This is a genomic window from Helicobacter monodelphidis, from assembly GCF_003288845.1.
In the GTDB taxonomy this organism is placed as follows: Bacteria; Campylobacterota; Campylobacteria; order Campylobacterales; family Helicobacteraceae; genus NHYN01.
Genome location: NZ_NHYN01000001.1, coordinates 1 through 26,144, shown reverse-complemented (window position 1 = coordinate 26,144; position 26,144 = coordinate 1). Strand labels below are relative to the sequence as shown.

The following is a 26,144-nucleotide window of genomic DNA, read 5'->3' as shown; positions in this document are numbered from 1 at the left end:
AAGTATAATGTTGAAATATTCATTTATTTTTCTAATGATTGTATCCATAGCCTATTCTAAATCGCAAGAAATCTCCCCTTTACCGCTTCCAACAATGGAGATGATTAACACCAACCCTGAATTATGCGACACTCGTTGCTTAGAAAAACTCCTTAAAGAAGAACAAATCTTTTCATTTCTTGCACGATTTACACAATACGCTAAAGAATCCCGTTTACTTTCAGCATTTTCAAAAGCGATGGACCAACACGGTTTTGGAAAAGCCTATCCAAATCCAAATAGTGATGCACAAATGAAACTTGCCATTATTTTTCCACGCAAACAAATCGGTTCGTATTCAACCACCACTATCAACACAATTCTTTCCTATCTTACTACACAAAGTAATTCATTTTATTTTGAAGTTTTTGACCTTCCTAACGAAAGTCTTGAATCCCTTAGTGCCACTTTAGGTAATATTGAAGGACGACATTTTGGTGGAACTATTGCAATTCTAACCTCAAATTCTCTCCCTTCCATTCCAAAACTTTCCCCAAAAATTCCACTTTATATTGCTAATATTCATAAAGAACAATTAAAAACTGCTCAAGTTTCCCCACAAATCATTTTTGGAGGAATCAGCTATCAAGAACAGGTTGCAAAACTCAAACATTTTACGGATAGCCAACTCAATACTGCGATGTACACAGATATTAGTAATACAGGAAAAAGAATTGCGGCTAGCGTAAAAGCAGAAGGATTAAATGTTGTTTTTCAAGAAGATTTTAGCCTCAAACAAGCAGCAAAATTTAGTCGCTCTATTCAATCTAAGGCAAAAATTTTACGCAACTCTAATCTTTTTTTAAATACTGCTATCAATGATACCGCTTTTATTCTTTCGCAACTTACCTATAGTCGCATTCGTCCAGCAGTTATTTTAACTACCCAGCTAGGCTTTAACTATGCCCTTTTCGATCTAACACAAGCAAATGCTCGTCGCTCTCTTTATGTGAGTAGCGTTACAGGTGAACAACGAACTCCAGAGATGAATGAATACGCAGCTCTACTAGATGCAGATGTGCATTATGACTGGATTCATTATTCAACCGCCATTGGTGTGGAATATTTTTATCAGAAGCTTTTTGGCAAAGAACGTGATTGGTTTTCAGAAGACATTAAGGATAATCAGGTACGCTATAATATTAAGGTTTATAGAGTTACTAGCAATCTTTTTGAGCCAGTTGATTAGAATATTTATCTATTAACTTCTTTAACTAATTTTACCCAAAAATAAAGTCATCAATTATCCCTTATCGCAATGCTAAATTTTATGGAGCATAAAATTATAACCTCCATCAATTCTTCATTTTAAAACAAACAACCAAAAAGATCATTAAAATTTTCTGTGTGATTTTCTATAAACCCTACCTGATCGACTCTATCAATACTCTTAAGCAAAAAATAAGGGGGGGGGGGGGCATAATGTTGAATCTTATTTTTATGACATAGATTAAAAAAAATTAAGATTGTCATCACATTTCTGTGTTGTTGCAATGATAAAAATCTATGCTCTAACAAGGAGAAAAAATGCAAAAGGAAGTGGTGATTGTAGGGGCGAAGCGAACCGCCATCGGTTCGTTTTTAGGTAGCCTCAAAGGTGTAAGTGCGGTAGAGCTTGCCTCAATCGTATCAAAAGATTTACTTAGCGAGCTAAATCTAGAGCCAAATCTCATCGACGAGGTAATTTTAGGACAAATATTACAAGCTGGACTAGGGCAGAATCCTGCAAGACAGGTGCTTATCAATAGTGGTATAGATGAAAGCAAAGGAGCTTATTGCATCAATAAACTCTGTGGATCGGGGCTAAAGGCTATCGATTTAGCGTATCAAAGTATTTTGCTGGGTGAAAATGACATTGTGCTTGCGGGTGGGAGCGAAAATATGTCCGCTTCGCCCTATCTCTTAGAATCTGTCCGCGAGGGCTACAAAATGGGAGATAAACAAGTTATCGATAGTATGATAAAAGATGCCCTTACTTGTGCGATGGAGGGCTATCACATGGGAATTACTGCGGAAAATCTCGCGAAAGAATACAATATATCACGCGAAGAACAAGACGAATTTGCACTGCATTCACAGTTTAAAGCCAAAAAGGCATTAGATTCAAATGCCTTTGCTGGTGAGATTAGCCCTGTGGTGCTGAAAAGTAAAAAAGGTGAGAATGTATTTACTCAAGATGAATTTGTGCGTGGCGACATCAGCAAAGAATCTCTTGCAAAACTCCGACCTGCATTTGACAAAAATGGTAGCGTAACCGCTGGGAATGCCTCTGGGATTAACGATGGTGCGGCAATGGCAATCGTGATGAGCAAGGACAAAGCACAGGATTTGGGCTTACCCATACTCGCTACGATAAAAGCTATCGCGAGTGTAGGTGTCCCTCCTCGTATAATGGGTATCGGGGCGGCAATGGCAGCAAAAAAAGTGCTTGAAAAAGCTAGCATGAAAATTGAAGATATAGATTTAATAGAGGCAAACGAAGCCTTTGCAGCACAAAGCCTCGCTTGTATCAAGGAGCTTAAACCCAATCTTGAGAGATTAAATATCAATGGTGGAGCGATAGCACTAGGACACCCCGTCGGTGCGAGTGGAGCAAGGATTGTCGCGACACTTCTTAATGCAATGAAAAAACAAAATAAACAATTTGGCTTAGCGACACTTTGTGTTGGTGGCGGACAAGGTATAGCAGCGATATTTGAAAGGAGCTAGAACATGAAAATTATTTCGGCAAAAGAAGCAGCAAAATTAGTAAAAGAGGGAGATTCTGTCTTTATTGGTGGATTTATAGGTTGTGGCACAGCACATAAAACGATAGAAGAACTTGTTAATCTTGGCACAAAGAATCTCACTCAAATCAGCAATGATACTGCAATGGCAGATTATTCCTACGGGAAACTTATTACAAACAAACAAATCTCAAAGCTCATCGCCACACATGTAGGGACAAATAAAGAGACAGGTAGACAAATGAGTGATGGAAGTTTAGAGGTTACACTCGTGCCTCAAGGGACTTTGGCAGAACGGATTCGTGCCTCTCGCTCTGGGCTTGGTGGGATATTAGTTAGCACGGGGCTTGGCACGCTTGTGGCAGAAGGCAAGGAGATCATCAAGGTTGATGGCAAAGAATATTTACTTGAGAAACCTTTGAAGGCAGATGTCGCGATTGTCTATGCAACTTATGCAGATAAATATGGGAATCTTAGCTACGATGGGACAACACGGAATTTTAATACACTGATGGCAATGAGTGCGGATTTAGTCATCGTTGAAGTTGAAGAAATCTTGGAAACCCCTATCAATCCTAATAATGTAGTTGTACCGGGTGTCGTTGTGGATTATATCGTAGATAGCAGAAAGGAGCAATAATGAGAACAAAAGAACAAATTGTTGAAACTATCGTTAAACGCGTGGCAAAAGAGTTTAAAGATGGAGATTTAATCAATCTTGGCATTGGTATGCCGGTGCAAGCAAGCAACTATATCCCAAAAGGTGTGAATATCATTTTGCAATCGGAAAATGGAATGCTAGGTATGGGAGCGACTCCTACAGAGAAAAATCCTCGTATTACGAATGCGGGAGGACAGGCTTCAAGCATAATGGAAGGTGGAATGTTCTTTGACTCTGCATTTAGTTTTAGTCTTATTCGTGGTGGACATGTGGATATTACCGTGCTAGGTGCGCTAGAAGTCGATGAGAGCGGGAATCTTGCAAATTGGATTATCCCGGGTAAATTAGTGCCTGGAATGGGTGGTGCTATGGACTTAGTCAATGGTGTGAAAAAAGTCATTATTACAATGGAGCATACTGATAAAAATGGTAATAGCAAACTTAAAAAGCAATGCACACTTCCACTTACAGGAAAATCTTGCGTAGATATGGTTATTACTGAACTTGGAGTTTTCAGTTTTGAAAATGGTAAGTTGAAGCTTATTGAAGTGCAAGAAGGATCGAGCTTGGAAGAAATCAAGGCAAACACTGAAGCAAATTTTGAAATAGCATTATAAGGAAAAGTAGTGAAAAAAGTTGCCGTTATCACAGGAAGTGCTAGTGGTATTGGATTAAATATCGCACAGCACTTTTATTCGAATAGTTATAGAGTAGTTTTTACGGATATTAATCAAGAAGCTTTACATAATGCCATAGCAAATTATCCACAAGATGAAGTGTTAGGCATACAATGTGATGTGAGCAAGGAAGAAGAAGTTGCAAACCTCATCAATAAAAGCTATGAACATTTTGGGCGAATCGATGTGTTGATTAATAATGCTGGATTGCAATATGTGGCTAAAATCGAGGATTTTCCATCGGTGAAGTTTGAGAAAATGATTCAAATAATGCTCTTTGGGGCATTTTATAGCACAAAATATGTCTTGCCTATAATGAAAAATCAATCATTTGGACGCATTATCAATATGGCTTCCATAAATGGTTTAATAGGCTTTGCCGGTAAGGCTGCTTATAATAGTGCAAAACATGGCTTGATAGGACTAACGAAAGTTACTGCTCTTGAGTGTGCTACTTTTGGTATCACTGCAAACACAATTTGTCCGGGCTATATAGACACACCATTAGTAAGGGGGCAAATGCAAGATTTAGCTCATACTAGAGGGGTAAGCTTGGAGCAAGTTTTAGATGAAGTTCTTTTCCCCCTTATTCCTCAAAAACAACTAATTGATATTAATGATATTGCCTCAATGGCACTATTCCTCGCCTCCCAAAGTGCAAAGCATATCACTGGACAAAATATGGTGATTGACGCGGGCTATACAGCACAATAAGGAACAATATGACAGGTATAATTCTTGGTTTGATTGTGCTTATGATATTGGCTTATTTTGGTTGGTCGATAGTATGGGTTGCCCCAATAGCTGCGGGAATAGTAGCTCTTGGCGGTGGGCTTGATTTGTTTGATAGTTATACAAATGTATATATGAGTGGTTTTGTTGATTTTGCTAAACAATGGTTTCCTGTTTTTATGCTAGGAGCAATTTTTGGTAAACTTATGGAAGTTACTTCTATGGCGAGTTCTGTCTCAATGATGATAGGCAAAATACTTGGAGAAAAAAGGGCTATTTTAGGCATTATCCTCGCAGCTGCCATTTTGACTTATGGAGGTGTAAGCCTTTTTGTTGTAGTGTTTGCTGTGTATCCTTTAGCTTTATCTTTATTTAAAAGAGCAAATATTGCAAGAAGGTTAATCCCTCCTACCATAGCACTTGGGGCTTTTACATTCACTATGTCTGCTTTGCCTGGAAGCCCACAGATTCAAAATCTCATTCCAATGAAATATTTTGACACTACGCCAATGGCAGCACCTATTATGGGAATCATTGCGAGTTTAATTATGTTGGTTGGTGGCTACTTCTATCTCAAATATCGAGAAGAATATTTTAAGAAATTGGGAGAATTCTATGATGAACCAGATGGGGAACATAAAGGAATTATTGATGAAAAAGTGCCAAATTTTATACTTTCTTTACTCCCTCTTCTTTGCGTAGTTATCTTGCTTAATGTTTTTTCTATTGAAATCATTAATGCTTTATTATGTGGGATTCTTGCGATTCTTATATTAAACATTCATCGTTTTAAAGATTTTATCAAAGCCATCAATGCTGGAGCACAAGGCTCTATTATAGCTATTATTAATACTTCAGCTGCGGTAGGTTTTGGTTCTGTTGTTAAAGCAGTTCCGGGCTTTCACACACTAACAGACTTACTCTTAGGCGTGAAAGGTAATCCACTCATTTCTGAAGCCATAGCTGTTAATCTCCTTGCAGGAGCAACCGGTTCAGCTTCTGGTGGTATGGGTATCGCACTTGAAGCTTTAGGTGCACAATATAAAGAAATCGCACTTAATCAAAATATTTCTTTAGAGCTTTTACATAGAGTAGCCTCTATCTCTTCAGGTGGGCTTGATGCACTCCCACATAATGGTGCGGTTTTGACACTGCTTGTCATCACAGGTATGAGTCATAAAAAAAGCTATTTGGATATTTGTGTAGTAGCGGTGATTATACCTATCATTGCATTAATAGTTGGTTTAATTGTAGCGTATTTTGGAATCTACTAAGATTTGTATTTTTGATAAAGGAAAAATTATGATTGGGAAATTAAGTTTATTTATGGTGCGGGTCGTCAATCGATACCTACCGGACCCACTCGTTTTTGCGATACTCTTAAGTATTATTGTTTTTGTATGGGGGTATTTTATCTTACCACCAAAAGAGGGACAAAATGCCTTTCTTGCAATGGCAGGATTCTGGGGTGATGGTTTTTGGAATCTCCTTGCTTTCACCACGCAAATGGCAATGATTGTCGTTACAGGATTCGCATTAGCAAGCAGTGAGCCAGTCAAGCGAGGGTTAAAATATATTGCCTCATTTGCGAAGACTCCTAAACAAGGTGTGGCATTGGTATGTTTCTTTGGTGGACTTGCCTCTGCAATAAATTGGGGATTTGGACTCGTCATTGGAGCATTATTTGCTAAGCAAATCGCACGCAATCTTAAAGCCGTAGATTATGGCTTACTCATTGCTTGTGCGTATATTGGCTTTATGACTTGGGGTGGTGGGCTTAGTGGCTCAATGCCTCTCTCTGCCTCTGATGCCTCAAATATCATCGTGAAGGGCTATCTTGATGGGAATCCTATCCCGGTTACAGAGACGATTTTCACTTGGTATAATGGCTTTGTAATTCTTGCTTTGCTTATTTGTATGCCAATTTTAGTAATGTATATGGTGCCAAAAGAACCAAAACCAATCGACCCACAACTTTTAGCTGAAGAACCAAACTATCAAAGAGAAGTGCCAAAAGACGCTCCACCCGCACTCAAAATCGAAGAAAGTAGATTCTTAACTCTCATCATTGTTGCACTCGGAGTTATATATCTCTTTAATTACTTTTCACAAAAGGGCTTTGCGGGATTAAATATCAATAGTGTGAATCTTATCTTTTTACTAAGCGGAATGCTCCTACATAAAACACCAATGGCATATATGCGTGCGGTAAAAACTGCGGCAAGTAGCACCGCTGGGATTCTCGTGCAATTCCCATTCTACGCAGCCATTGCATTAATGATGGAAGATTCTGGATTAGGTGGAATCATCACAGATTTTTTTATCGATATAGCAAACAAAGATAATTTCGCTGTGTGGGCATTTTTCAGCTCTGCTGCGATAAATTTCGCTGTGCCTAGTGGTGGAGGGCATTGGGTAATACAAGGACCTTTTGTGCTTGAAGCGGCAAAAGAGCTAGGAGCGGATTTGGGTAAAGCCACAATGGCTATCGCCTATGGTGAACAATGGGCGAATATGGCTCAACCATTTTGGGCATTACCAGCACTTGCTATCGCCGGGCTTGGCGTGCGAGACATCATGGGGTATTGTATCACGGCATTGATTTTTTCTGTGCCGATTTTTATCATTGCATTGTATTTTTTCTAAAGTCTGTGCTATTGATAGCATAAATTTCAATGATAAAGATTCTCTATGATATTACATGGGGAATCTTTTCAATTCTGACTTTATCAAAGCAATTTTTTGCCTTTAACCCATATTTGATAGTCATTTTCACCCTTCACTTCTTGAGTTTGATTATATCATCAATTTCATCTTCTTTATCAATTTGAGTCTTTATAGAATCTACAATCTCTTGTTATTTTGATAGAGGGAAACCTAACAATGGAAATTCTTGAATTTGGCTTGGGAAAATATTTGTATTGTTTCCTAATCCTTTTTGTAAGTATATACCAAATATTGAAAAAACACTTCTAAAATATTAGATAAGCAACAGACAGGAGACGATGTTGCTTTTACAAATAAGTCGGTGTCAAAGCAGTCAAAAGCTGATGATGTTCTCTTAAATAATCAACAATTCCACTCTAACACAAATACCCAAAATAAAATACAAAAAGAAATCTTTCATAAGTAATTAAGCCTAAAAAAAGAGCTTTTTTTCTGAAGCAAGACAAGAGTTTGAAAGCAAACTCAAACAAAATAAATTATTTTCCGAATCTTTCAAGCAAACAATTTTCAACTCTAGTGATAATGAATTTCTTAATAATTTAAATAATCATTTGAGAGAATCTTTTAACGCATTTTTAGAGAAGAAAATCGACGATAAAATCATAGAACTTGCAAAAAAAGACTTTATAAGAGACTTTTAGATACTTAAAGGATTATACTTTTCGAAGGTAAAAGTATAATCAAAGATTGCTGATATATTCTTCAAAGCAAGAAGGATAGAACAATTGTTATGTTAGTTTGTGATGTATGTTAACATATGCGAGAATGTTTTTATCTGTTTTCTTAAAAGCCTAACATTGTGCTGTACAAAAAGCATATTTTTTCAGGTTGTTTTTAGTAATATTGTTGATAATATACGTTTTGTATTCTGTAATTCATCTTAAGGAGAGAGTATGGCAAATTCTGATGCAACTCAAGAAATACCATCATCTGTGGCTGCTTGCAGTAATTTTAATGGCGTGATTTATCGCAAAAGACGTTATTTGATGTATAGTGCTGTAACAATTGTACTACTGATTTTACCTTTTATTACACTAGGTGAAAATAATGGACATATTTTCTTGCTTTCTTTTGATCATAAACAATTACATATTTTTGGAATTGTATTTGATATGCAAGAGTTTTATCTGATGCCTTTTTTTCTTATTCTGCTTTTTTTGGGAATTTTTTTTATGACAACACTTGCAGGGCGAGTTTTTTGTGGTTGGGCTTGTCCACAGACAATTTTTCGTGTCATTTTTCGTGATTTAATTGAAACAAAAATCCTTAAATTACGCAAGAGAATTGATAACAAGCAACAAAATCCTGATCTGAGCCTTTTTTTAAACCAAATCAAAAAGGCAATCGCTTTAGGTATTTGGTTTTGCTTATCTTTACTTATTGCTTCAAATTTTATGTGGTATTTTGTTCCACCTCAAGATTTTTTTACCTATCTTTTTCAAGAACCATTGGCCGACCATACTATTTTGTTGACTTTCTTGGCCTGTATCACCGCTGCAATTTTCTTTGAAGTGAGTTTAATTGGTGAAAAATTCTGTGCTTACATGTGTCCTTATTGCCGTGTGCAATCTGTGCTTTACGATAAAGATACGATTATGACAGTGTATGATTATAAGCGTGGCGGAGAGGTTTATAATTCAAGTGGTGTTAAAATGTGGAAAAAGCCAGAAACACCTCAGGCGGAGTGTACAGGTTGCGAAGCATGTGTGAAAGTTTGTCCAACACATATCGACATTCGTAAAGGTTTGCAGCTAGAATGTATTAATTGCCTGGAATGTGCGGATGCATGTGTAAAGGTGATGGGTAAATTAGGTAAGGTTTCTTTAATTGGTTGGACATCTATGGATATGGTGGAAACGCGCAATAAAGTCAATTATTTTCGCTTTCGCACAACAGGCTATCTTATTGTCTTAGCAATCGTCTTTGTGAGTTTGCTGATTATGGGCAGCAAAAAGGAGAATATGTTATTAAATATTAATACATTTTCAGAGAGATACAGTATTAAAAGTGATGGGAGTGTGGATAATTCCTACTCATTCTTATTTCAAAATACAAGTCCTGTACCCCATACCTATTATTTTGAAGTGGATCATGCAGATATTTATATCAAACGGCCTAAAAAAGGTATTTTATTGCAACCAGGAGAGAAAAGCAAAATGATTGTAACATTAAGTACAAAGGAGAATTTATCAACGGCAGAAAATAAAGACACTGCTATCTTGCTTAATATTCATGCATTTGCTGAAGATGATCCCACAATTTCCATTCAACGGGAAATTATCTTTACCTACCCTTACATAAAAAAATAAAGCTACATATTCAGTCGATAATAAATCAATTTTATTGACTGAACCCTTCTAAATTTCCACCTTTATGCTTTGGGTGTTGATTCAATATAAACACTTTGAGACGGAAATGCAAAGCTTAAACCATGTTTTTCAACAATATCCATAATCCCTAAAATTACACTTTCTTTTGTGCTTAACCATTCTGACCATGAAATAGAAATACTGAAACAATGTACAAGAATATTAATTGATGAATCCGCAAGCTCATCAACACAAACAACCAAATTTGCCTTATATCCCTTCAAGTCATGCATAGAAACAATATCTTGCTTGAGATAAGAAATATCTTCCTGTGGGATATCTTTTGCCTTAGCGATTTGAGGGTGATTAAGTAGCATTGTGCGAATATCTTGAACACACTCTTGAATTTTATGTTTAGGGGAATCATAAGTTAGTCCAATAATCATACGAATTCTCCTGCCCATTTCCCGCCGATTCCAGTTTCTAATGGATTCATTAGCGAGTTTAGAATTTGGCACAAACAAAAGAGCGTTATCTGTTGTTCTAACAGTTGTTCGTCTTAATCCAATCTCTACAACAGTGCCTTCAACATTACCGCATACAATCCAATCTCCTTGCGAAAAAGCATTATCAAATAGTAACATTACCGAAGCAAAGAAGTTTGCTAATATATCTTTTGCAGCTAATGCAACAGCTAAGCCACCAATTCCAAGAGAGGCAATAAGGGCTGAAATATTAAATCCTAGACGTGCAAGGATAATTAAAAGGGCAATGGTAATAACGGTGAAATCTAAAAATTTTAAAATTAAATTTACAACCTCTTTTCTAAATAAATCACTCTTCCTTTTGTTGATATTACTTAGCAATAATGTTCCATAGCACTCTAATAAGGTAATACAAAACCATGCTGCATTCACAATATAAATCACATCAAACGATTTACCAAAAAAATCAGGTGGCGAGGAAGGAAAATAGATAATATCAAGCGATAAATCAAAGCCATTAAAAAACAAAAACCAAGTAATGGGACGAATGATGGCTGATACAACTATTTGTTTGCTTTCTTGATATCCAAAAATTAAAGATATTATTTTGAATGTTCCAAAGGCTAAAAGATGTCTAAATGACCAAAAAAGGATAAGGGTGAACACACAAAGAATTGCTTTACCAAAATCAAGTCGCCAAAATGAGAATGAATAATATTGATTTAACCATTGAATGAGATTTTGAATTTGGAAAACTTCAGTCAAATAATTATCTAAAATAATGGAGGTATGTTCTTGTGTATATTTTAGAATATCTTCATAAGTTTTGATTTTTATTTGCGATTCTTCAAAAAGTTGCTTGAGTCTCGCAGGTTCATTCAGTTGTTCTAACCCAAAAATAATATCTGCCACATCTAAAGATTGCAATGATCTTAAAGTTTCTTGAATAGCTAGTTGTAGTTTTTCGTCAGCGTTATAATGATTTTGGCGGATTTCTTGGAATTTCTTTACCCATTCATATATAATCTTATCAGTTTGTAATTCTAAAAATTCGATCTTTGTTTGCACAAGTAATGCAAGTTTATTGCTTTGTTCGTATTCAGCCTGTTTTTGCTTATTGTCAGCAATACCTTTATTGATGGCAATCTCTAAGATTTGGAGTTTTTCAGATGAAATTTCTAAAACTTGCGGGATTTTTTCTAATAATTTCTTTTTGCTCTCTTCAGCACTTAGAAGTTTATTTTTGTCGGATTTTTCTTGGAATATATTGATTTGTTGATTGACTTCCTGAATTTGTGTTGCAATGAGAAATAAATCAACAAAATCATATTCACTATTGGTAGCTTTCAGCTGTAAACAAAAAAAACATAAAAATATAAGGATTGTCTTCATTTAATTTCCTTTAACCTAAGATGATGGGATATGTTTTGTTAAAAGGTATGATTTCACCTATAATTTTAGCTTGAATACCCTGTTTTTGCAAAGAATCAACAAGTTTTATAGATTGTGAATGCTGTAAGGCAAATAGTAAACCTCCTGAAGTTTGAGCATCAAAAAAAAGTAAAGATTGTTCTTTGGCACAATTACTTTTAAACTCCACAAAAGGCAAAAATGTATCTTTGTTTTTATAGCTTCCACCAGGAATAATGCCCATTTCCATAAATTCTATAGCCTCTTGCACAATGGGAATTTCTCCGCTAAAGAAAAGAGCTGAATATTCTCTTGAATGGGGGGTTAATCCACCTAGCATTTCTAAAGTATGCCCGATAAGCCCAAATCCTGTAATGTCTGTACAGGCATGAATGTCAAAATTTTGTGCGACTCTCTTTGCTTGTAGGTTTAGCTCTGACATAATATTAGCAATTTTTTGTGTAGTTTGTGGCGATGCCATTCCTGCTTTAATAGCTGTTGTGAGAATGCCACTCCCTAATGGTTTAGTTAGAATGAGAGAATCACCTATTTTTGGAGTATTGTTTTTCCAAAAATGTTTAGGGTGGGCAATGCCCATTACACTCAATCCGTATTTTTGTTCTCTATCTTCAATCGTGTGTCCACCGACAAGAATTGCCCCTGCTTCTTCAGTTTTATCTAAGCCACCTCTAAGAATTTCTTGTAATTCCTCTTTAGAGATATGTTGGGAATCCCACATTAGGAGGTTTAATACATTCTTAGCTTCACCACCCATTGCAAAAATATCGCTCAGGGCGTTTGCTGCTGCAATTTGTCCATAAATGAAAGGATCATCAACGACAGGAGTAATAAAATCTGCTGTCATCAGAGTGGCAATTTCATCAGTTAACTGGATAACTGCCGCATCATCGTTGTTTTCAAAACCAACTAATAAATCTGTATGTCTCTTTGGGTTTAGCGAGGCAATTTGTGAGAGATCACCCGGACCTACTTTTCCTGCTCAACCTGCCACACACACAAATTGTGTGAGTTTATTTTTATTCATTGTTACCTTTGCCCTAAAATTTTTTGGTATCATAGCATAAATTTGAATTTTTTATGGACATTTTTAAGATCTTTAAAGGTTAAAATGTTAGAATTTGAACTCTTGAATTTTGTGTGTCCATAGCTCAGCTGAATAGAGCAACAGGTTGCGGTCCTGTAGGTCGGGGGTTTGAATCCCTCTGGGCATACCATTTAAAAAGAGTAGATTCTTCACAAAAATGCAAATCCTCTCCTTTATTGAAATAGTTCAATATTGTTTATAGCGTTAAAACTTCAACAGCGATAGTTAAAACTTCAAATAAATAAATATTTTGTTGGTTAGTATCAAATTTGTTTGTCTTGTTTCTAAAAGTAACATAAAAAATAAAAAAAACAATTATTTTCTTATTTAAAAAGAATATTAGCTGTGTTCGTGGTATATTCATTTTATGCAAAATATTTGCAAAATTTTTACAAAAAAGGAGCGTAACATGAGTCCATATACGGAGAGCGGTAAAATTTTCAAATCTCGTTATGAAAACTATATCGGAGGAAAATGGGTTGCACCCATTGAAGGTAAATATGCTCAAAATAAGAGTCCTATTAATGGGCAGGTTTTATGTGAAGTGCCACTTTCAACTGAAAAGGATATTGAAAGTGCACTAGATATAGCACACAAAGCAAAAGATGCTTGGGCAAATACAAGCGTTGAGGAACGTTCAAGAATTTTGTTAAAAATTGCTGATAGAATTGAAGAAAATCTTGAGCTTATTGCACATGCAGAGACTTGGGATAATGGTAAGCCCATTCGTGAAACAATGGCAGCAGATATTCCTTTATCCGCTGATCACTTTCGGTATTTTGCAGGTTGTATTCGTGCACAAGAAGGTGCAATTAGTGATATAAGTAGTGATACCGTAGCATATCACTTTCACGAGCCATTAGGTGTTGTTGGACAGATTATCCCTTGGAATTTTCCAATTCTTATGGCAGCATGGAAACTTGCACCAGCACTTGCAGCAGGAAATTGCATTATTTTAAAGCCTGCCTCAGCAACTCCGGCGAGTATCTTAGTGCTTTTTGATGTGATTGGCGACTTACTTCCTGCAGGGGTTGTAAATATTGTAAATGGAAGCGGTGCAAAAATTGGTAAATATCTTGCTACAAGTCCTAAAATTGCAAAGGTTGCATTTACGGGTTCAACAAGTGTTGGGCGTCAGATTATGCAGTTTGCTACGGAAAATATTATCCCTTGCACATTAGAACTCGGCGGAAAATCGCCCAACATATTCTTCTCTGATATTTTTGATTATGAGGATTCATTTATAGACAAGGCGATTGAAGGCTTAGTTTTATTTGCATTTAATCAAGGTGAGGTGTGCACATGCCCTAGTCGTGCATTGATTCATGAAAAGATCTATGATAAATTTATGGAAAAAGTGCTTAAACGCGTAGAGGCAGTTAAAATTGGTAATCCACTCGACCCAACAACAATGATGGGTGCACAAGTTGATGAGAATCAAATAAATACAATTATGAATTACATTAAGATTGGTAAAGAAGAAGGGGCGCAGTGCCTTATTGGTGGAGAGAGAAATCACTTGGGCGGGGATCTTGCTAATGGTTGTTATATTAAACCAACTATTTTCAAAGGGAATAATAAAATGAGAATATTTCAAGAGGAGATTTTTGGTCCTGTATTGGCTGTAACAACTTTTAAAGATGAGGCAGAAGCGTTAGAAATTGCAAATGATACGATTTATGGTTTAGGAAGTGGAATTTGGACAAGAGACATAAATCGTGCTTATCGTTTTGGGCGCGGAATTAAAGCAGGACGTGTTTGGACAAATTGCTATCATGCTTATCCAGCACATGCTGCATTTGGTGGCTATAAGCAGAGTGGTGTTGGGCGCGAAACACATAAGATGATGTTAGAGCATTACCAGCAAACAAAGAATATCTTAGTAAGTTATTCACCTAACAAGCTCGGATTTTTTTAGAAATCTTAATTTTTCTTAGGATTTGCTTCCGTGTGGAGCTAGTATAATAAAAGGAGTTTTTATGGCAAAAAAGATGAAAGCAGCGATTGTAAAAAACTTTGGAGGACCTTTGTTTGTTGAGGAAGTAGAAGTTCCTAAAGTTGGTAAAGGACAGGTTTTGGTTAAAATTGAAGCATGCGGTGTGTGTCATACTGATTTACATGCAGTTGATGGTGATTGGCCTGTTAAGCCTAAACTTCCGCTAATTCCAGGACATGAAGGTGTTGGATATGTTGTTGAAGTTGGCGAGGGTGTAACGCATATTAAAGAAGGTGATGCTGTTGGAATTCCTTGGCTTTATAGTGCTTGCGGACATTGTGAACATTGTATGGCGGGTTGGGAAACACTTTGTGAGAGTCAACAAAATGGCGGGTATTCTGTAAATGGAGGGTTTGCTGAATATGCACTTGCAGATGCCAATTATGTAGGGATTTTAAGAAAAGATACAAACTTCTTAAGTATTGCACCCATTCTTTGTGCCGGAGTAACGGTTTACAAAGGACTAAAAATGACAGAGGCAAGACCGGGACAATGGGTGGCTATATCCGGAATTGGTGGATTAGGACATTTAGCGGTGCAGTATGCAAAGGCGATGGGATTAAATGTTGTAGCAATTGATGTTGCTGATGATAAGCTTGAATTGGCGAAAAAATACGGTGCAAGCGTTGTTGCTAATGCGAAAGAATTAGGAGAACAAGGCACGATTGATAAAATCATTGAAGAAACAAATGGTGGGACACATGGCGTTCTTGTTACTGCTGTGCATCCAATCGCTTTCAAGCAAGCTGTTGGAGTTGTTAGACGCGGTGGAACAGTTGCACTAAATGGCTTACCGCCGGGTGAATTTCCTGTCAATATTTTTAATATGATTCTCAATGGTATAACGATTCGTGGTTCAATTGTGGGAACAAGGTTGGATTTACAAGAGGCCATCAATTTTGCTGAAGAACAAAAAGTAAAAGCTCATGTTGCTCCAGCAAAGCTTGAGGATATTAATGATGTATTCAAGCGAATGAAAGAAGGTAAGATTGATGGGCGTATGGTGCTTGATTTTAGGAAGTGATGCTTAGAGATGTTTATGAATATAGGGGGTTGCGTATCCTTTTTAAATTTTGATTGAAAATGTTGCAAAAAAAGGGGTTAGTCGTATAGTGATCAATATTGGACACTACTTGCCCTCTTACAAAAGGAGAAATATACCTCAAGTACCCTCTGTTTTGTGCAGAGGGGCTAAATGTATCATTAAAAACAATTATTTTTATTAATATTTTATAATAGAAGGATAAAATATAGCTCAAACAATGATAATCTTGCATAAGATAAAAAAGATTTTGGTTGTTTCGGGTTAACTTAATTTTACCAATAAAGCAAGAATGGCATCAAAAAAGAACAATACCTCTTTGTATGTCAATTCAGGTAGCTATACAATAGCCATTCATGCGGTGAATCTCTGTAAAAAATTGAGAAGCTTTGTTGGGTATGGATAGAGATTTAAGGCGCCCCGCACACTTAAGCTTTTTAGCTCCTTTTTAATATTTTATTACATTTCTAGTTTTTCGCAATGGTTTTCCTTGAATATTTGATAGGTTATAACGCAGGTAAACTGATTACATCTGTAACTTACATTTTGGATTCCAGAACAATACGAATCTTTCTTTTTTTATCAGAAAAACTAATTTTATTTTCGTCTCGAATATAGAGAACAACATTCCCATAGTCTTTAAATTCTTGAATGGTTATTCCATTTTTCATATATTTATTTTTTCCATTAAAAATATCTTTTCCGATAAGAATTTCCTCTAAAATTGTATCTTGCACATCATCGCCAAAAAGTTTTTGGATAAACAGAGATTTATTGTAGCAAGAATCTTGTACACAAATTTGCGATTTTTCTATTTCAATTTTATAGAGTGCTTTACCTAATGCATACAATTCAAGATTTACCTTATTTTCATATTGCTTTACAAAGCCCATATCAGCAAATCTAACTTCAGGAGTAATAAGGAGAATATGGTATGGAATTTCTTGCACTAAAGCACGAGGTGCTTCTTTAACAAAGCAACCCCCAAGTATTAATACTATAGATAGTAAGAATCCCCCCTTGAGGGAGATAAATTTCCAAAGATTCACTTTCAGAATTCTTCGCCACTCAAGATTCTATACCATCGTTTTCCGTCAAGCTTAAGTTCCATACTAACTTGACAAAGCCCACCATCATAAACTGTCTCGATGATCTCTGCATTACGAATTACCGCAAGCACTTTTGTTTTTACAGTCGAATTTTTAACCATCACATCGCGAACAGTATCTTGTGCATTCACTCTAATACCATACATTTTTTCCCCAATTTGGCGATATGCATCAACAATTGCCGCCCTTTTTGCTAAAGCCATCGCTTGTGCAGGAGTTGAAGTATTCTCTGGTGGAACCCCAAGCCCCACAGCTGTCAACTCGATCATACTTGATGGAGCAATTTTAGGTGCATTTGGAATCACATATTCATCAGTTGAAACCTCATTCACATCGCGTGATCGATAAGAGTTCCTATCCGGATACAATGGTGCTGATTGAATTGTTGTTGTGCTTTGCACAGTTTCAATAGGCATTGTAGTCCTTACATTATTGTTGATTGGTTGCTGAATTCCTGCAGAAGGTGCAATTTGCGGTGTGCTTGCTGGTGCTGTTTGGTAAGCACCTCCAACATTAGCCGCAGTGGCCCCTAACATAAACGCACTCGTTGCAGCGAATAAAACTAATGACTTTCTCATGGTGTCCATCCTTTGTGTTAATTTTGGTATGTTGAGAGAGTTAAAGCAATCAGCGTTCCACTTTTTTATCTGACACATTTTTTCCCTGCAATGGGTATTCTTCAAGGATTTTGAGATACACTTTCTTAAGATATTTAACTTCACGGCGATAAATTATCCTCGCTTCATTAAAAAGTTTTTCAATATTATTGGAGGGAATTGCTAAAGCACAAAGCATAAGAATTTGCACATAAAATGCAATACTTCCGTTCATTAAAATCCCCCAATATGCTGATTCTTTCTTAATATTCCAAATGCGATTTGATGTTTGGTCAATAAAATTGAATAAATCTTCTTTAGTTTCAACTTTTACATCAAAAAGATCAATAATGTTGTCAAAATAATCAATATTAGAAAATTGGTAGATATTTTTTACAGACTCCAAAAAAGCCTGTTTGCAATCGATTGTAAATAAACGTTTAAATTCCTTGATGGCATGTTTTTTATCAATTTTTTTCAAAACAAAATCGCTACTATCTGCACTAATTGTGCCTTGTATGAACGCCCCATCACCTAAATTGATAGCAGTGTTTGGTTGAAACATTCTCAAAACCCCTTCAATATTTTCGCGTGAGTTGCTAAAAAGTGCATCAGAAAATACTTGCTTGTCTTTGTTTGGTTTTGCAGGAAAGCTATCTTTAGGGAGTGTTGCTTCTTCTTCACCATAGAAAGAACCCTTTGCATGTTTACCATAACCCAAAATATACCCACAATCTACACCACAGAAGATAACATCACTTGCTAGCATTGCTGCAAATGCTGCAGATGCATTACCCACAAAAGGGGATGCCCCAAATAATTTGAGTTTTGGTGAATGCAATTCAGCAGCAGAACTTCCATCGCGCGAAAATAAAAAAACTTCATCGAATAATTCTAAAACTTTAGGATTGACAAGGTTGGCACAGACAAGCGGAATGCCACTGAGATTCAAGCCTTCAAAGGCGGTATGTAGATAATCCACCCTTTCAATCTCAATTTGAAAATCAGGTTTAATGCCATAATTAAGAAGAGGTTTAATTGCTGTTCCACTACTTAAAATAACCATACGATCGCTATTTGCTTTAATAAAAGGTAGCAAAGAATCAAGACTAGGTCCATTGCCCACGACACAAAAAGGTGCAGCAATACGTCTTGCAGAGCTAAAGAAGGGGTACTTTAACAAGAATACCCCTTCTTTTTTTTCCTTGCACTGCATATTTTGTAACGCATTTTCAAGTCCCCTTCGTTCATCGTCAAATGTTCCCCAACCTCGTGCATTCGTCATGTAAGCTTCGTTAACATAAGATTGGACAGATTGTAATGTCGGTGTCTGATAGAGCATTAATTCCAAACGCAAGTAATTTGAAGAGATACGACGTTGTTCAAAAAAGCTTTGTACAAAGCTTTGTTTAAGCAAGGATTCTACAAACAGATAACAAGCGTTATTGTTGACTTGCTGAAATAACGCTATGTAATCAACAAAATAGCAAGAAATACGGAATAAATCAATTGATTCTTCAAAAATAAATAAAGAATGGATTTTATCAAACCTTTCTCTTATGGCTTCAAGAATTAAGCCGCCTCCTAATCCGAGCAATGTTGTTGTAGGTAAGAATCGGCTAGGCAGATGCATTCCTTCTTTGAGAATTCCTAATGGAATTGCTGCATAACATAGTGCATTATGCATACGACTTGTAATTGGAAAATCTTTTTTGCTAAGATAGGAGATGCGTAAATCATTTGTGTAAAGCTTCCATAAAGGGTGAGTAAGTGGGCTTTCACTTAAATATTTTGCACTCTGTACCATTGTGTATTGTCCATTCTCATCTTCTGGATACAGCAAAGAGCCATCGTGGATATTAACGATATTTAAACCTTTGTCATTAAGAACAAGATTATAATCTTTAGGTGTCTTAGAAAGAGACTTTATCATATCTGGAAATTGCTGAGAAAAGAAGTTTAAATTATCAATCATGCGTTGATTGATTGCCTCGCCAATAGCTTGTTCATTATTACTTTCTAAGGTATTGAAAAAATGTCCCAAACCTTGATTTTCAACCTTTAAATGTTGCTGTGCCTTTTGTAGAGATTCTAAAAAGGCGTAAGAATCGGGTATATTTTCATCTTGTTTGCTATCAATAAAATATTCATCAAGCTCACTATCGTAACGCATTAAAACTCCTTTTTAAGATTTTAACATTTTTGCCATAAATTTTTTTTGAATCCTAGAAGCAATAAAAAGGTATAACAGAGTTATATTTTAGTATTTTTTATTTCAAGAATGGAGCAAAATTAAATGGAAAAAGGTGTTGGTTAAAATTATTATTATAAATATATAAAAAGGCAAGAGGATAAATCAAAAAATGATATAATAAAGGCTATGGAACAAGAAATTGAGCGATTAGTTCCTCTAGGATATTTTCAGCATTGTCAAGATTCTAAAGTGAAAAATGTATTTGATATTTCTGTGCGTAGACTCAAAAATCCTAATGATTTTTTAAATATAGCACAACGATATCAAAGCAATCATCAAGGCTTTAGAATTATTGATGAGACAATAAACAAAGCCCCTTGTTTTCATATAGAAATAACCCAACCTTAAAGGATTCTAAATGATAAAATATTTAATTATAACTTTAATATTACTTTTGAATCTGTATGGAATAGATGAATTAAAATCTGCCCATAAAAATTGTGAAATTTCATGTGATAAATGTGGGTTTTATATCACACAATCTTCTCATTATTTTGAAGAGATAAAAAAGCAAAATGAAGAAGATTATTTTGTGATGATGGACGATTTTACTAATTATCTTTATAGCACCAAATTGTATTTGCAAAAAAATAGCATAGATTCTGCATTCAAAAGTTTATCAATCAATGAATGTCCAATCCTACAATTTAGAAATTTCTCATTAGAGATTTCTAATATACAAAGCCCATATATTTTTATCATTTATCAAAAGGATAAAACCCCTGAAATTCTGCAAGATATAGGAATGCCAGAGGAACAAATCAATAAATATTTTAATCTCAAAAATCCAAAGATTCTAACAGGAGAATGACATATTGTGATACCACAACCATAAAAGGAAGATCAATGAAAAAACTACTTATATACCTATTCATCATAGCAGTATCACTTAAGGGACAAGCATAGATATTTGGGATAGGAATTCTTATGAGATTTTATATTGATTTTAAAAGCCCTATTACCCTTACAAATAAAACAGATACGACCATATTGCAAAATATGGCTAGGGAAAATTATTTTCTACCACCACCAGAGAGAGGATTTTATTTATGGGATTGGAGAGATACATTACAAGAGATAAGCTTGTATTGTCAGTGTGCAAAAGTTACAACAAACTATGATACCATCTCTTGCAAAGGCTCTTCATTCTATCTTGCAGGGGATAATACATTAGAAATTGCACGAGATATGGCCCCTTGTTCTTTTTTTACTATACAAGATAATAATACCCTAATTTTTGGCTCAAAAGCACATTTATATGTGTATGCAAAAAATAAAAAATTATTAGAGATAGATATACCAAAAAAATGGTGGTAAGATTCCCCTAAGTATAAAATATCAAGATTCTACCAAAGTGGAATGTGATAATGGTTGGAATATTGAGTTGCAATATGACCATAATTTCAAATTTAAAACGCCATTTTTATTTACTACCAAACAATGCAGGATTCTATAATGAGCTTGTATAGTATAATTCTTATCTTTTGTGTCATTATCAGTGCTATATTTGTCGCAAGAAGTATTAGCTTACAAAATAATACAATAAAATATATCGCTATATTTTGGTTTGTGGTATCAAGCATTATGCTATATGGAATGATTTTTCAATCTAGCAGAGGTTTTTTTGTTTTGTTTCAAGAGGGATTCTGGATAATTATATGTATTTTTTTGCTAGGCATCATAAGTATCATTTGCGAAAGATATATTAGTAATATTGCTATTACTTACTTCTTGTTATGTTATTTTTTAGCCTATCCATTATATACTCTGTAAGCGTATTTTATGGATTGTTTGTAGAATCTAACCAAACTTTATCTATCATGCAAATAGGAATGTATTGTGGATTTTTGCTATTTGCGATACTATCTCTCATTGGTTTTATCTCTTGGGTAAAGAAAAGGTATAAGATATGCAGGATTTGCTTTGTGTGTTGTATATTTTTTTATATCCTATTTTTACCACTTGGCACAATTACTCTTGGCTGAATAGACAAATGAAAGCAGGGTGTGCAATGTGAGATAATAAGCATAATTACATTGCAACACTTAACACACACAACAAAGGAGTAACAATGCAACTCGGAGCTATGGTGTTCTTACCTATACCATAAAAGGAGGAGTCTATGAAGCTTATATTTAGTTTTGTATTTATGATTTTATTTAGCGCTTGTGCGAAACAGCAACATCTTGTTGATTTAAGCAAATTGCCCATACATACGCTTGAGATAGAGAGTATCACACCAATAGAACAGATAGAAAATTTTCAAGAAATAGAAAAATCTTTAGCTATGGTAGAAACGAGTATAAAAAGCATGGGTCCGCAGAGCTATCCAAATGCGTGGCGTGTCTCTTATGATTATAGAGAAGATATGCATGTTACACTTGGTTGTTATCAAAATATTGAATTGTTGTTAATACCCTTTGTATATCCCGGATATGCCAGTGGTGTAGAATTTAAAACAAGTTTATATTTTAGTAAGGGTGAGTATGGTCATCAAACTAGGACTCTTTTTGCAGAGACGACAACCATATCAGGGAGATTTAGCGATGAGTGGTGCGGTTTCTCTGCAATACTGCAGGAAGGGACGATGTTTCTTATCACTACAAACAAGGCAATATATGTGTATGATATTAATAATGATAAATGGGAAAAAAGATTTCAATCACCAGATTCTATACAAGTGCCACTACAATCCTATGATAAAAGCATTATTTTTGGAAACTCTTGTGAATATGGAGAGGCAGATAAATGCCTCTTAAGTAATCTTGATATATTTTACTTTGATGGAGAATGGAATGAAAACCCTAGACATTTTCAAATCATAGATGATGAATATATAAGAAAATTGTATTTTCTAGGTATCAGCCCAAATTTAAAATATGCGTATGTGAGAGATGGAAAGAAAGATTACATTGCAAAACTTAAAACACACACAACAAAGGAGTAAATATGCAACGAGATAGAACACAAATTAAAGAGTTTCTTTATTGGCTCTATACTCTTTGGCTGTGATCCTATTTTTCATTATGTTATTATTCGAATACTTTTTAAGTGATAAAAAGATTCTTACAATCATCTTCCTACAATTAGCCTCTCCTCAACAAAAGCCCCATTGTTACAAAAACCTCTTAAGCAAGAATCTTATCGCAAACTACAATCTTAATTATAGTATCTTATCACAACCCCTATAAAGCACTTTTGTGATTTCTTGCAAAGCTTAGAATCGAACATCTACCAACCCAATCATCATTGGTATTGTAGTTTCTAGTTTGCTTTGCGCTTTCTTTTATGGTTTTTACTATCATTCAACCCTTTTTATGCTATAATCTTCTCTTTTTGGAAGAAATATTAAAAATCCAAAATCTAATGTAGAGATTGTAGCTATTGCCAATGGAGAGGTTCTTGATACAAGAGCGTTTTATCTTGAAACACACCAAGTTACGATTTTACACGAAACTTCTAAATATGGAAAATTTATTATTAGGTATGGAGAAATGGATAAAAACTCTATAAAAGTTAATATAGGAGATAAGGTGAAACAAGGGCAGGTGCTTGGCTATGCTGGTTTGATGTTGGAGAATGGTGTTCACCCAAATATTGTTCCTAATAGGCAAGTGATGATGCTTCATTTTGAATACTTTACAAATGGTAATGATACTAATGTCATCGGAAAATTAACAGATAAAAGCAAGTTGCCATTTCAAAGAAGAAATGATATAACCGATCCTCTAGAAATTTTACAAGAAGGATATAATAATACTTTTGGAGGCAATAAATGAAAAAGTTGGCATTAACTATTGGTCTTATATTTTGCTTTTATGTGCAATTACATGCAAACAGCATAGAAATAGAATGCAGTAAAAGCATGACTTGTGATGATGACTATGAATGTAATATAGAAAAATGTCTTATTAAAAATGCAAAAAATCTAAAAGAGGCATTGCTCTATGATATAAAAAGAGAAGTAGAAAAAAACAGAGAAAATTCTATTGGTATATCTATGGCTTATCAAGCTATGTTGCAACTAGATTTATTCAACGGGCAAAAAGACTACAATGTTTCAGTAAAAGTAGATCATGGTATTGATGAATGTCGTTTAGGTAGTTGTATAGAATCTTATGATTTAACTATAGAAAAAATGGATGAGAATGAAATAAAATTAATATATGCAATATTTAGTATTTATGAAAAAACTTATAGAAAAACAAAAGATGGTATAGAGGTCATAACTGAAAATTATATTTAATTTGGTTTTTTAATCATTTTTGATGATAAGTATATTGCAAATAGGAATATTAAACATGGTAATTAATGTATATATTTAATGGAAAATAAAGGAGAATATATGCGTTATATAGTAATTATATTATTTTGCTATGGTAGTTTGTTTGCACAAATAGAAATAGAAGAGAATTTTACAAATACAAATATCATAGAGGCATATAAACAAATGAAAAATAGTTTTTCTGAGAGTTATCATCTCCCACAAAACATAGAATCTATGAAAAATATTTCACAAACTATTGATAATGAAGAAAGTGAGATTTATGGCTATAGAAACTTTGATGTGCAATGGAAAAATAAAAATGAAGTAACTATAAGTCTTAATGCTTTTGATGATGGAGAAAGGATTATTAAATAATACAACATATTATTTCTGTCTTGATAAAGCTTGGCAAAAGGAGAAAGATAAAGGAGCTATTCCAGAAGGGATTTATTATATCAATATCAATGATATAAATGATAGAAGGACAATCTTTAGTGAAAATACATTTGGTAAGAATACAAGAATCTATACAGACAAAGATTGCAGCAACACAACTGAATCTCACACACAAAGAGAGAATTTCTATTTGCATGGAGGAGATAAATATGGAAATAATGGAGGGATAGATATAGGGAAGAATGATAAGAGATTCTTTAATACATTAGAAACTCTTAAGAAAGAATATAATATAAATACAAATGATAGAGTGATAGTAAGGTTGGAGGTGGAGTATGGGGAGGAGGATTTAAGCAACATTGAGGTTGTGGGACAAAATGGAATAGATATAAGTTTAGTTTCTGAACATTCTAAAAATATCTTAAGAAAGATAGCTAAAAATTCCAATTATACTAGAGTTGTTATAAGTAGCACCGCTAGAACGCCTAGAAGGCAAGCTGAAATTATGTATAACAATATCATACAAAATGGCATGAAACAACAAAGAAATACATACAAAGCACCGGGTCAGCAGGTATTAAATACTTACGAGAATCAAAAAAAGGCAGGAAAATCTAAAGAAGAAATTATACAAGCAATGACAAATATAATTAATAAACTTGGTGCTTCAAATGTATCAAGACATTGTGTTGATTTTAATGTCGTCAATGTGGTGGATATTCCGCATTCATCTTTAGGACAAACTAAAGAAATATTTAAAAGTGAAGTTGAGAAACTTATATCAAGCAGTAAAATAACTCAAGTGCTTGATGAAAATGGCTGCTACCATATTGTGATACCACAACCATAAAAAGAGGATTAATGAAACGATTATTATTTGCTGTATCTTTGGTGTGCTTTATTTATGCAGATAATTTACCCAAATATGTCAAATCATGGCAGGGAAAAGTCTATACTTCTACATCAAATGTCAATGGCAAAGACATAACGCAAGCATTTAAGATAGATGATTTTTGTGTAAAGTCTGATGGCATATTGAATGATAGGGACTTATTTGGAGAAAATTATTGCGAGATTGGGTATTCATACAATGGTAGTGCTTTTGATGATTGGAATGTGAATTTTTACACAGAAAAGCCAAATGATATGAATTATGGCTTAGTGCGTGTGATAAGTATAGAATCTGCGACAAAAGCAGTTATCAAGGTGGTTTCAATGGAATATGCTAATGATTTTTGCAATATTGAGGTAACAAAAGATGAAGATATTATCACGCTCCACCCATCAAAATGCAAGATTGATGATTTGGTGTTGCATAATAATATTTTTCATACATATCATCAAGAGTAATGATACGCAAAAAAGAGCGATAATGGTTGGAATCTTGAGTTGCAATATGACCATAATTTCAAATTTAAAACACCATTTTTCCATCAATCTGTGTGCTTCCATAAGGTGGATTGCCGATAACTAAGTCAAAACCAAAGCTATCTTCAAAATCTTTAAAGTTTTGGTGGAATATTTCTGTGCTAGGTTGGAGTTGTTTTGCAAAATGTGCAGTGAGAGAATCTAATTCTACGCCTATTCTTTGTGTATTGTTTTTTAGAGATTGT

The 26,144-nt window shown here is 34.8% G+C and carries 24 protein-coding genes, 1 tRNA gene and 1 pseudogene; 20 read left to right on the top strand and 6 right to left on the bottom strand.

Annotated elements, in window-relative coordinates:
* Positions 1 to 7 precede the first annotated feature (7 nt).
* The 8 genes from CCZ01_RS00135 (at position 8) to ccoG (ending at position 9,871) form a co-directional block, all read left to right on the top strand.
* A complete protein-coding gene (locus CCZ01_RS00135; protein ID WP_112051207.1) occupies positions 8 to 1,228 on the top strand; it encodes a hypothetical protein in 1,221 nt (406 codons plus the stop codon).
* A 338-nt stretch (positions 1,229 to 1,566) separates the two neighbouring features.
* A complete protein-coding gene (locus CCZ01_RS00125; RefSeq protein WP_112051205.1) occupies positions 1,567 to 2,748 on the top strand; it encodes an acetyl-CoA C-acetyltransferase in 1,182 nt (393 codons plus the stop codon).
* A gap of 3 nt (positions 2,749 to 2,751) precedes the next feature.
* Complete coding sequence (locus CCZ01_RS00120; protein WP_112051204.1) at positions 2,752 to 3,405, top strand: CoA transferase subunit A; 654 nt, start codon at positions 2,752 to 2,754, stop codon at positions 3,403 to 3,405.
* A gap of 17 nt (positions 3,406 to 3,422) precedes the next feature.
* On the top strand, positions 3,423 to 4,043 hold the full coding sequence (locus CCZ01_RS00115) for a 3-oxoacid CoA-transferase subunit B (RefSeq protein ID WP_275542663.1): 621 nt from the start codon (positions 3,423 to 3,425) through the stop codon (positions 4,041 to 4,043).
* A 9-nt stretch (positions 4,044 to 4,052) separates the two neighbouring features.
* A complete protein-coding gene (locus CCZ01_RS00110) occupies positions 4,053 to 4,817 on the top strand; it encodes a 3-hydroxybutyrate dehydrogenase (protein WP_112051202.1) in 765 nt (254 codons plus the stop codon).
* Between the two features lie 8 nt (positions 4,818 to 4,825).
* Positions 4,826 to 6,109: a GntP family permease gene (locus tag CCZ01_RS00105; protein WP_112051201.1), complete on the top strand. Its 1,284-nt coding sequence runs from the start codon at positions 4,826 to 4,828 to the stop codon at positions 6,107 to 6,109.
* 28 nt (positions 6,110 to 6,137) lie between these two features.
* Positions 6,138 to 7,481: a TIGR00366 family protein gene (locus CCZ01_RS00100; protein ID WP_112051200.1), complete on the top strand. Its 1,344-nt coding sequence runs from the start codon at positions 6,138 to 6,140 to the stop codon at positions 7,479 to 7,481.
* A 974-nt stretch (positions 7,482 to 8,455) separates the two neighbouring features.
* Entirely contained in the window at positions 8,456 to 9,871 is a 1,416-nt protein-coding gene (gene ccoG, locus CCZ01_RS00095; RefSeq protein ID WP_112051199.1) for a cytochrome c oxidase accessory protein CcoG, read from the top strand.
* 62 nt (positions 9,872 to 9,933) lie between these two features.
* Here the strand turns inward: ccoG and CCZ01_RS00090 are convergent, their stop codons facing one another.
* Both CCZ01_RS00090 and selD read right to left on the bottom strand, forming a co-directional pair.
* Complete coding sequence (locus tag CCZ01_RS00090) at positions 9,934 to 11,748, bottom strand: mechanosensitive ion channel family protein (RefSeq protein WP_112051198.1); 1,815 nt, start codon at positions 11,746 to 11,748, stop codon at positions 9,934 to 9,936.
* A 10-nt stretch (positions 11,749 to 11,758) separates the two neighbouring features.
* Positions 11,759 to 12,751 (bottom strand): annotated as a pseudogene (gene selD / locus CCZ01_RS00085) (selenide, water dikinase SelD); the annotation flags it as partial.
* Between the two features lie 173 nt (positions 12,752 to 12,924).
* On the opposite strand from selD, the gene CCZ01_RS00080 reads away from it, so the two are divergent.
* From CCZ01_RS00080 to adhP, 3 genes are all read left to right on the top strand, one after another.
* Positions 12,925 to 13,001: transfer RNA gene (locus tag CCZ01_RS00080), tRNA-Arg, on the top strand.
* Between the two features lie 279 nt (positions 13,002 to 13,280).
* Positions 13,281 to 14,789, top strand: a complete 1,509-nt coding sequence (gene exaC / locus CCZ01_RS00075) for an acetaldehyde dehydrogenase ExaC (RefSeq protein ID WP_112051196.1) — start codon at positions 13,281 to 13,283, stop codon at positions 14,787 to 14,789.
* Positions 14,790 to 14,850: 61 nt separating this feature from the next.
* The gene (adhP, locus tag CCZ01_RS00070; RefSeq protein ID WP_112051195.1) at positions 14,851 to 15,891 is read left to right on the top strand and encodes an alcohol dehydrogenase AdhP; all 1,041 of its coding nucleotides are present in this window, start codon (positions 14,851 to 14,853) and stop codon (positions 15,889 to 15,891) included.
* A gap of 557 nt (positions 15,892 to 16,448) precedes the next feature.
* On the opposite strand, the gene CCZ01_RS00065 is transcribed toward adhP, so the two are convergent.
* The 3 genes from CCZ01_RS00065 to CCZ01_RS00055 are packed head-to-tail and all read right to left on the bottom strand — an operon-like array spanning position 16,449 to position 19,787.
* Entirely contained in the window at positions 16,449 to 16,958 is a 510-nt protein-coding gene (locus tag CCZ01_RS00065; protein ID WP_112051194.1) for a hypothetical protein, read from the bottom strand.
* Between the two features lie 2 nt (positions 16,959 to 16,960).
* Positions 16,961 to 17,596: an LPP20 family lipoprotein gene (locus tag CCZ01_RS00060; protein ID WP_458692844.1), complete on the bottom strand. Its 636-nt coding sequence runs from the start codon at positions 17,594 to 17,596 to the stop codon at positions 16,961 to 16,963.
* A 49-nt stretch (positions 17,597 to 17,645) separates the two neighbouring features.
* The gene (locus tag CCZ01_RS00055; RefSeq protein WP_112051193.1) at positions 17,646 to 19,787 is read right to left on the bottom strand and encodes a 6-hydroxymethylpterin diphosphokinase MptE-like protein; all 2,142 of its coding nucleotides are present in this window, start codon (positions 19,785 to 19,787) and stop codon (positions 17,646 to 17,648) included.
* A gap of 207 nt (positions 19,788 to 19,994) precedes the next feature.
* On the opposite strand from CCZ01_RS00055, the gene CCZ01_RS00050 reads away from it, so the two are divergent.
* The 9 genes from CCZ01_RS00050 (at position 19,995) to CCZ01_RS00010 (ending at position 25,881) form a co-directional block, all read left to right on the top strand.
* Positions 19,995 to 20,216: a hypothetical protein gene (locus CCZ01_RS00050; RefSeq protein ID WP_112051192.1), complete on the top strand. Its 222-nt coding sequence runs from the start codon at positions 19,995 to 19,997 to the stop codon at positions 20,214 to 20,216.
* 10 nt (positions 20,217 to 20,226) lie between these two features.
* Positions 20,227 to 20,679 (top strand): hypothetical protein, encoded by a 453-nt coding sequence (locus tag CCZ01_RS00045; protein ID WP_258436093.1) that lies wholly within the window; start codon positions 20,227 to 20,229, stop codon positions 20,677 to 20,679.
* A 116-nt stretch (positions 20,680 to 20,795) separates the two neighbouring features.
* Positions 20,796 to 21,185 carry a hypothetical protein gene (locus tag CCZ01_RS00040; protein WP_112051191.1) on the top strand — a complete coding sequence of 130 codons (390 nt, stop codon included), beginning with the start codon at positions 20,796 to 20,798 and terminating at the stop codon, positions 21,183 to 21,185.
* Between the two features lie 805 nt (positions 21,186 to 21,990).
* Complete coding sequence (locus CCZ01_RS00035; RefSeq protein ID WP_112051190.1) at positions 21,991 to 22,815, top strand: hypothetical protein; 825 nt, start codon at positions 21,991 to 21,993, stop codon at positions 22,813 to 22,815.
* A gap of 400 nt (positions 22,816 to 23,215) precedes the next feature.
* Positions 23,216 to 23,647, top strand: coding sequence for a M23 family metallopeptidase (locus CCZ01_RS00030; protein ID WP_112051189.1), 432 nt, complete (start codon positions 23,216 to 23,218; stop codon positions 23,645 to 23,647).
* Positions 23,644 to 24,114 carry a hypothetical protein gene (locus CCZ01_RS00025; RefSeq protein ID WP_112051188.1) on the top strand — a complete coding sequence of 157 codons (471 nt, stop codon included), beginning with the start codon at positions 23,644 to 23,646 and terminating at the stop codon, positions 24,112 to 24,114. Before CCZ01_RS00030 ends, CCZ01_RS00025 begins: the two co-directional genes overlap by 4 nt.
* A gap of 99 nt (positions 24,115 to 24,213) precedes the next feature.
* The gene (locus CCZ01_RS00020) at positions 24,214 to 24,510 is read left to right on the top strand and encodes a hypothetical protein (RefSeq protein ID WP_112051187.1); all 297 of its coding nucleotides are present in this window, start codon (positions 24,214 to 24,216) and stop codon (positions 24,508 to 24,510) included.
* On the top strand, positions 24,485 to 25,381 hold the full coding sequence (locus tag CCZ01_RS10775; RefSeq protein WP_258436089.1) for a hypothetical protein: 897 nt from the start codon (positions 24,485 to 24,487) through the stop codon (positions 25,379 to 25,381). Before CCZ01_RS00020 ends, CCZ01_RS10775 begins: the two co-directional genes overlap by 26 nt.
* 11 nt (positions 25,382 to 25,392) lie before the next feature.
* The gene (locus tag CCZ01_RS00010; RefSeq protein ID WP_112051186.1) at positions 25,393 to 25,881 is read left to right on the top strand and encodes a hypothetical protein; all 489 of its coding nucleotides are present in this window, start codon (positions 25,393 to 25,395) and stop codon (positions 25,879 to 25,881) included.
* A 64-nt stretch (positions 25,882 to 25,945) separates the two neighbouring features.
* Here CCZ01_RS00010 and CCZ01_RS10255 read toward each other — a convergent pair.
* Positions 25,946 to 26,144, bottom strand: a 199-nt coding sequence (locus CCZ01_RS10255) for an Eco57I restriction-modification methylase domain-containing protein (RefSeq protein ID WP_181566246.1), incomplete at its 5' end; no start/stop codon positions are given.

Bases quoted from the DNA above. Each gene is read 5' to 3' on its own strand.
- CCZ01_RS00010 (WP_112051186.1), top strand. From the start codon at position 25,393: ATGAAACGATTATTATTTGCTGTATCTTTGGTGTGCTTTATTTATGCA.
- CCZ01_RS00105 (WP_112051201.1), top strand. From the start codon at position 4,826: ATGACAGGTATAATTCTTGGTTTGATTGTGCTTATGATATTGGCTTAT.
- CCZ01_RS00055 (WP_112051193.1), bottom strand. From the start codon at position 19,787: ATGCGTTACGATAGTGAGCTTGATGAATATTTTATTGATAGCAAACAA.
- CCZ01_RS10775 (WP_258436089.1), top strand. From the start codon at position 24,485: ATGATGGAGAAAGGATTATTAAATAATACAACATATTATTTCTGTCTT.
- CCZ01_RS00060 (WP_458692844.1), bottom strand. From the start codon at position 17,596: ATGAGAAAGTCATTAGTTTTATTCGCTGCAACGAGTGCGTTTATGTTA.
- CCZ01_RS00035 (WP_112051190.1), top strand. From the start codon at position 21,991: ATGAAGCTTATATTTAGTTTTGTATTTATGATTTTATTTAGCGCTTGT.
- CCZ01_RS00135 (WP_112051207.1), top strand. From the start codon at position 8: ATGTTGAAATATTCATTTATTTTTCTAATGATTGTATCCATAGCCTAT.
- adhP (WP_112051195.1), top strand. From the start codon at position 14,851: ATGGCAAAAAAGATGAAAGCAGCGATTGTAAAAAACTTTGGAGGACCT.
- CCZ01_RS00040 (WP_112051191.1), top strand. From the start codon at position 20,796: ATGAGATTTTATATTGATTTTAAAAGCCCTATTACCCTTACAAATAAA.
- CCZ01_RS00090 (WP_112051198.1), bottom strand. From the start codon at position 11,748: ATGAAGACAATCCTTATATTTTTATGTTTTTTTTGTTTACAGCTGAAA.
- CCZ01_RS00100 (WP_112051200.1), top strand. From the start codon at position 6,138: ATGATTGGGAAATTAAGTTTATTTATGGTGCGGGTCGTCAATCGATAC.
- CCZ01_RS00050 (WP_112051192.1), top strand. From the start codon at position 19,995: ATGGAACAAGAAATTGAGCGATTAGTTCCTCTAGGATATTTTCAGCAT.
- CCZ01_RS00020 (WP_112051187.1), top strand. From the start codon at position 24,214: ATGCGTTATATAGTAATTATATTATTTTGCTATGGTAGTTTGTTTGCA.
- CCZ01_RS00045 (WP_258436093.1), top strand. From the start codon at position 20,227: ATGATAAAATATTTAATTATAACTTTAATATTACTTTTGAATCTGTAT.
- CCZ01_RS00025 (WP_112051188.1), top strand. From the start codon at position 23,644: ATGAAAAAGTTGGCATTAACTATTGGTCTTATATTTTGCTTTTATGTG.
- CCZ01_RS00120 (WP_112051204.1), top strand. From the start codon at position 2,752: ATGAAAATTATTTCGGCAAAAGAAGCAGCAAAATTAGTAAAAGAGGGA.
- CCZ01_RS00125 (WP_112051205.1), top strand. From the start codon at position 1,567: ATGCAAAAGGAAGTGGTGATTGTAGGGGCGAAGCGAACCGCCATCGGT.
- exaC (WP_112051196.1), top strand. From the start codon at position 13,281: ATGAGTCCATATACGGAGAGCGGTAAAATTTTCAAATCTCGTTATGAA.
- ccoG (WP_112051199.1), top strand. From the start codon at position 8,456: ATGGCAAATTCTGATGCAACTCAAGAAATACCATCATCTGTGGCTGCT.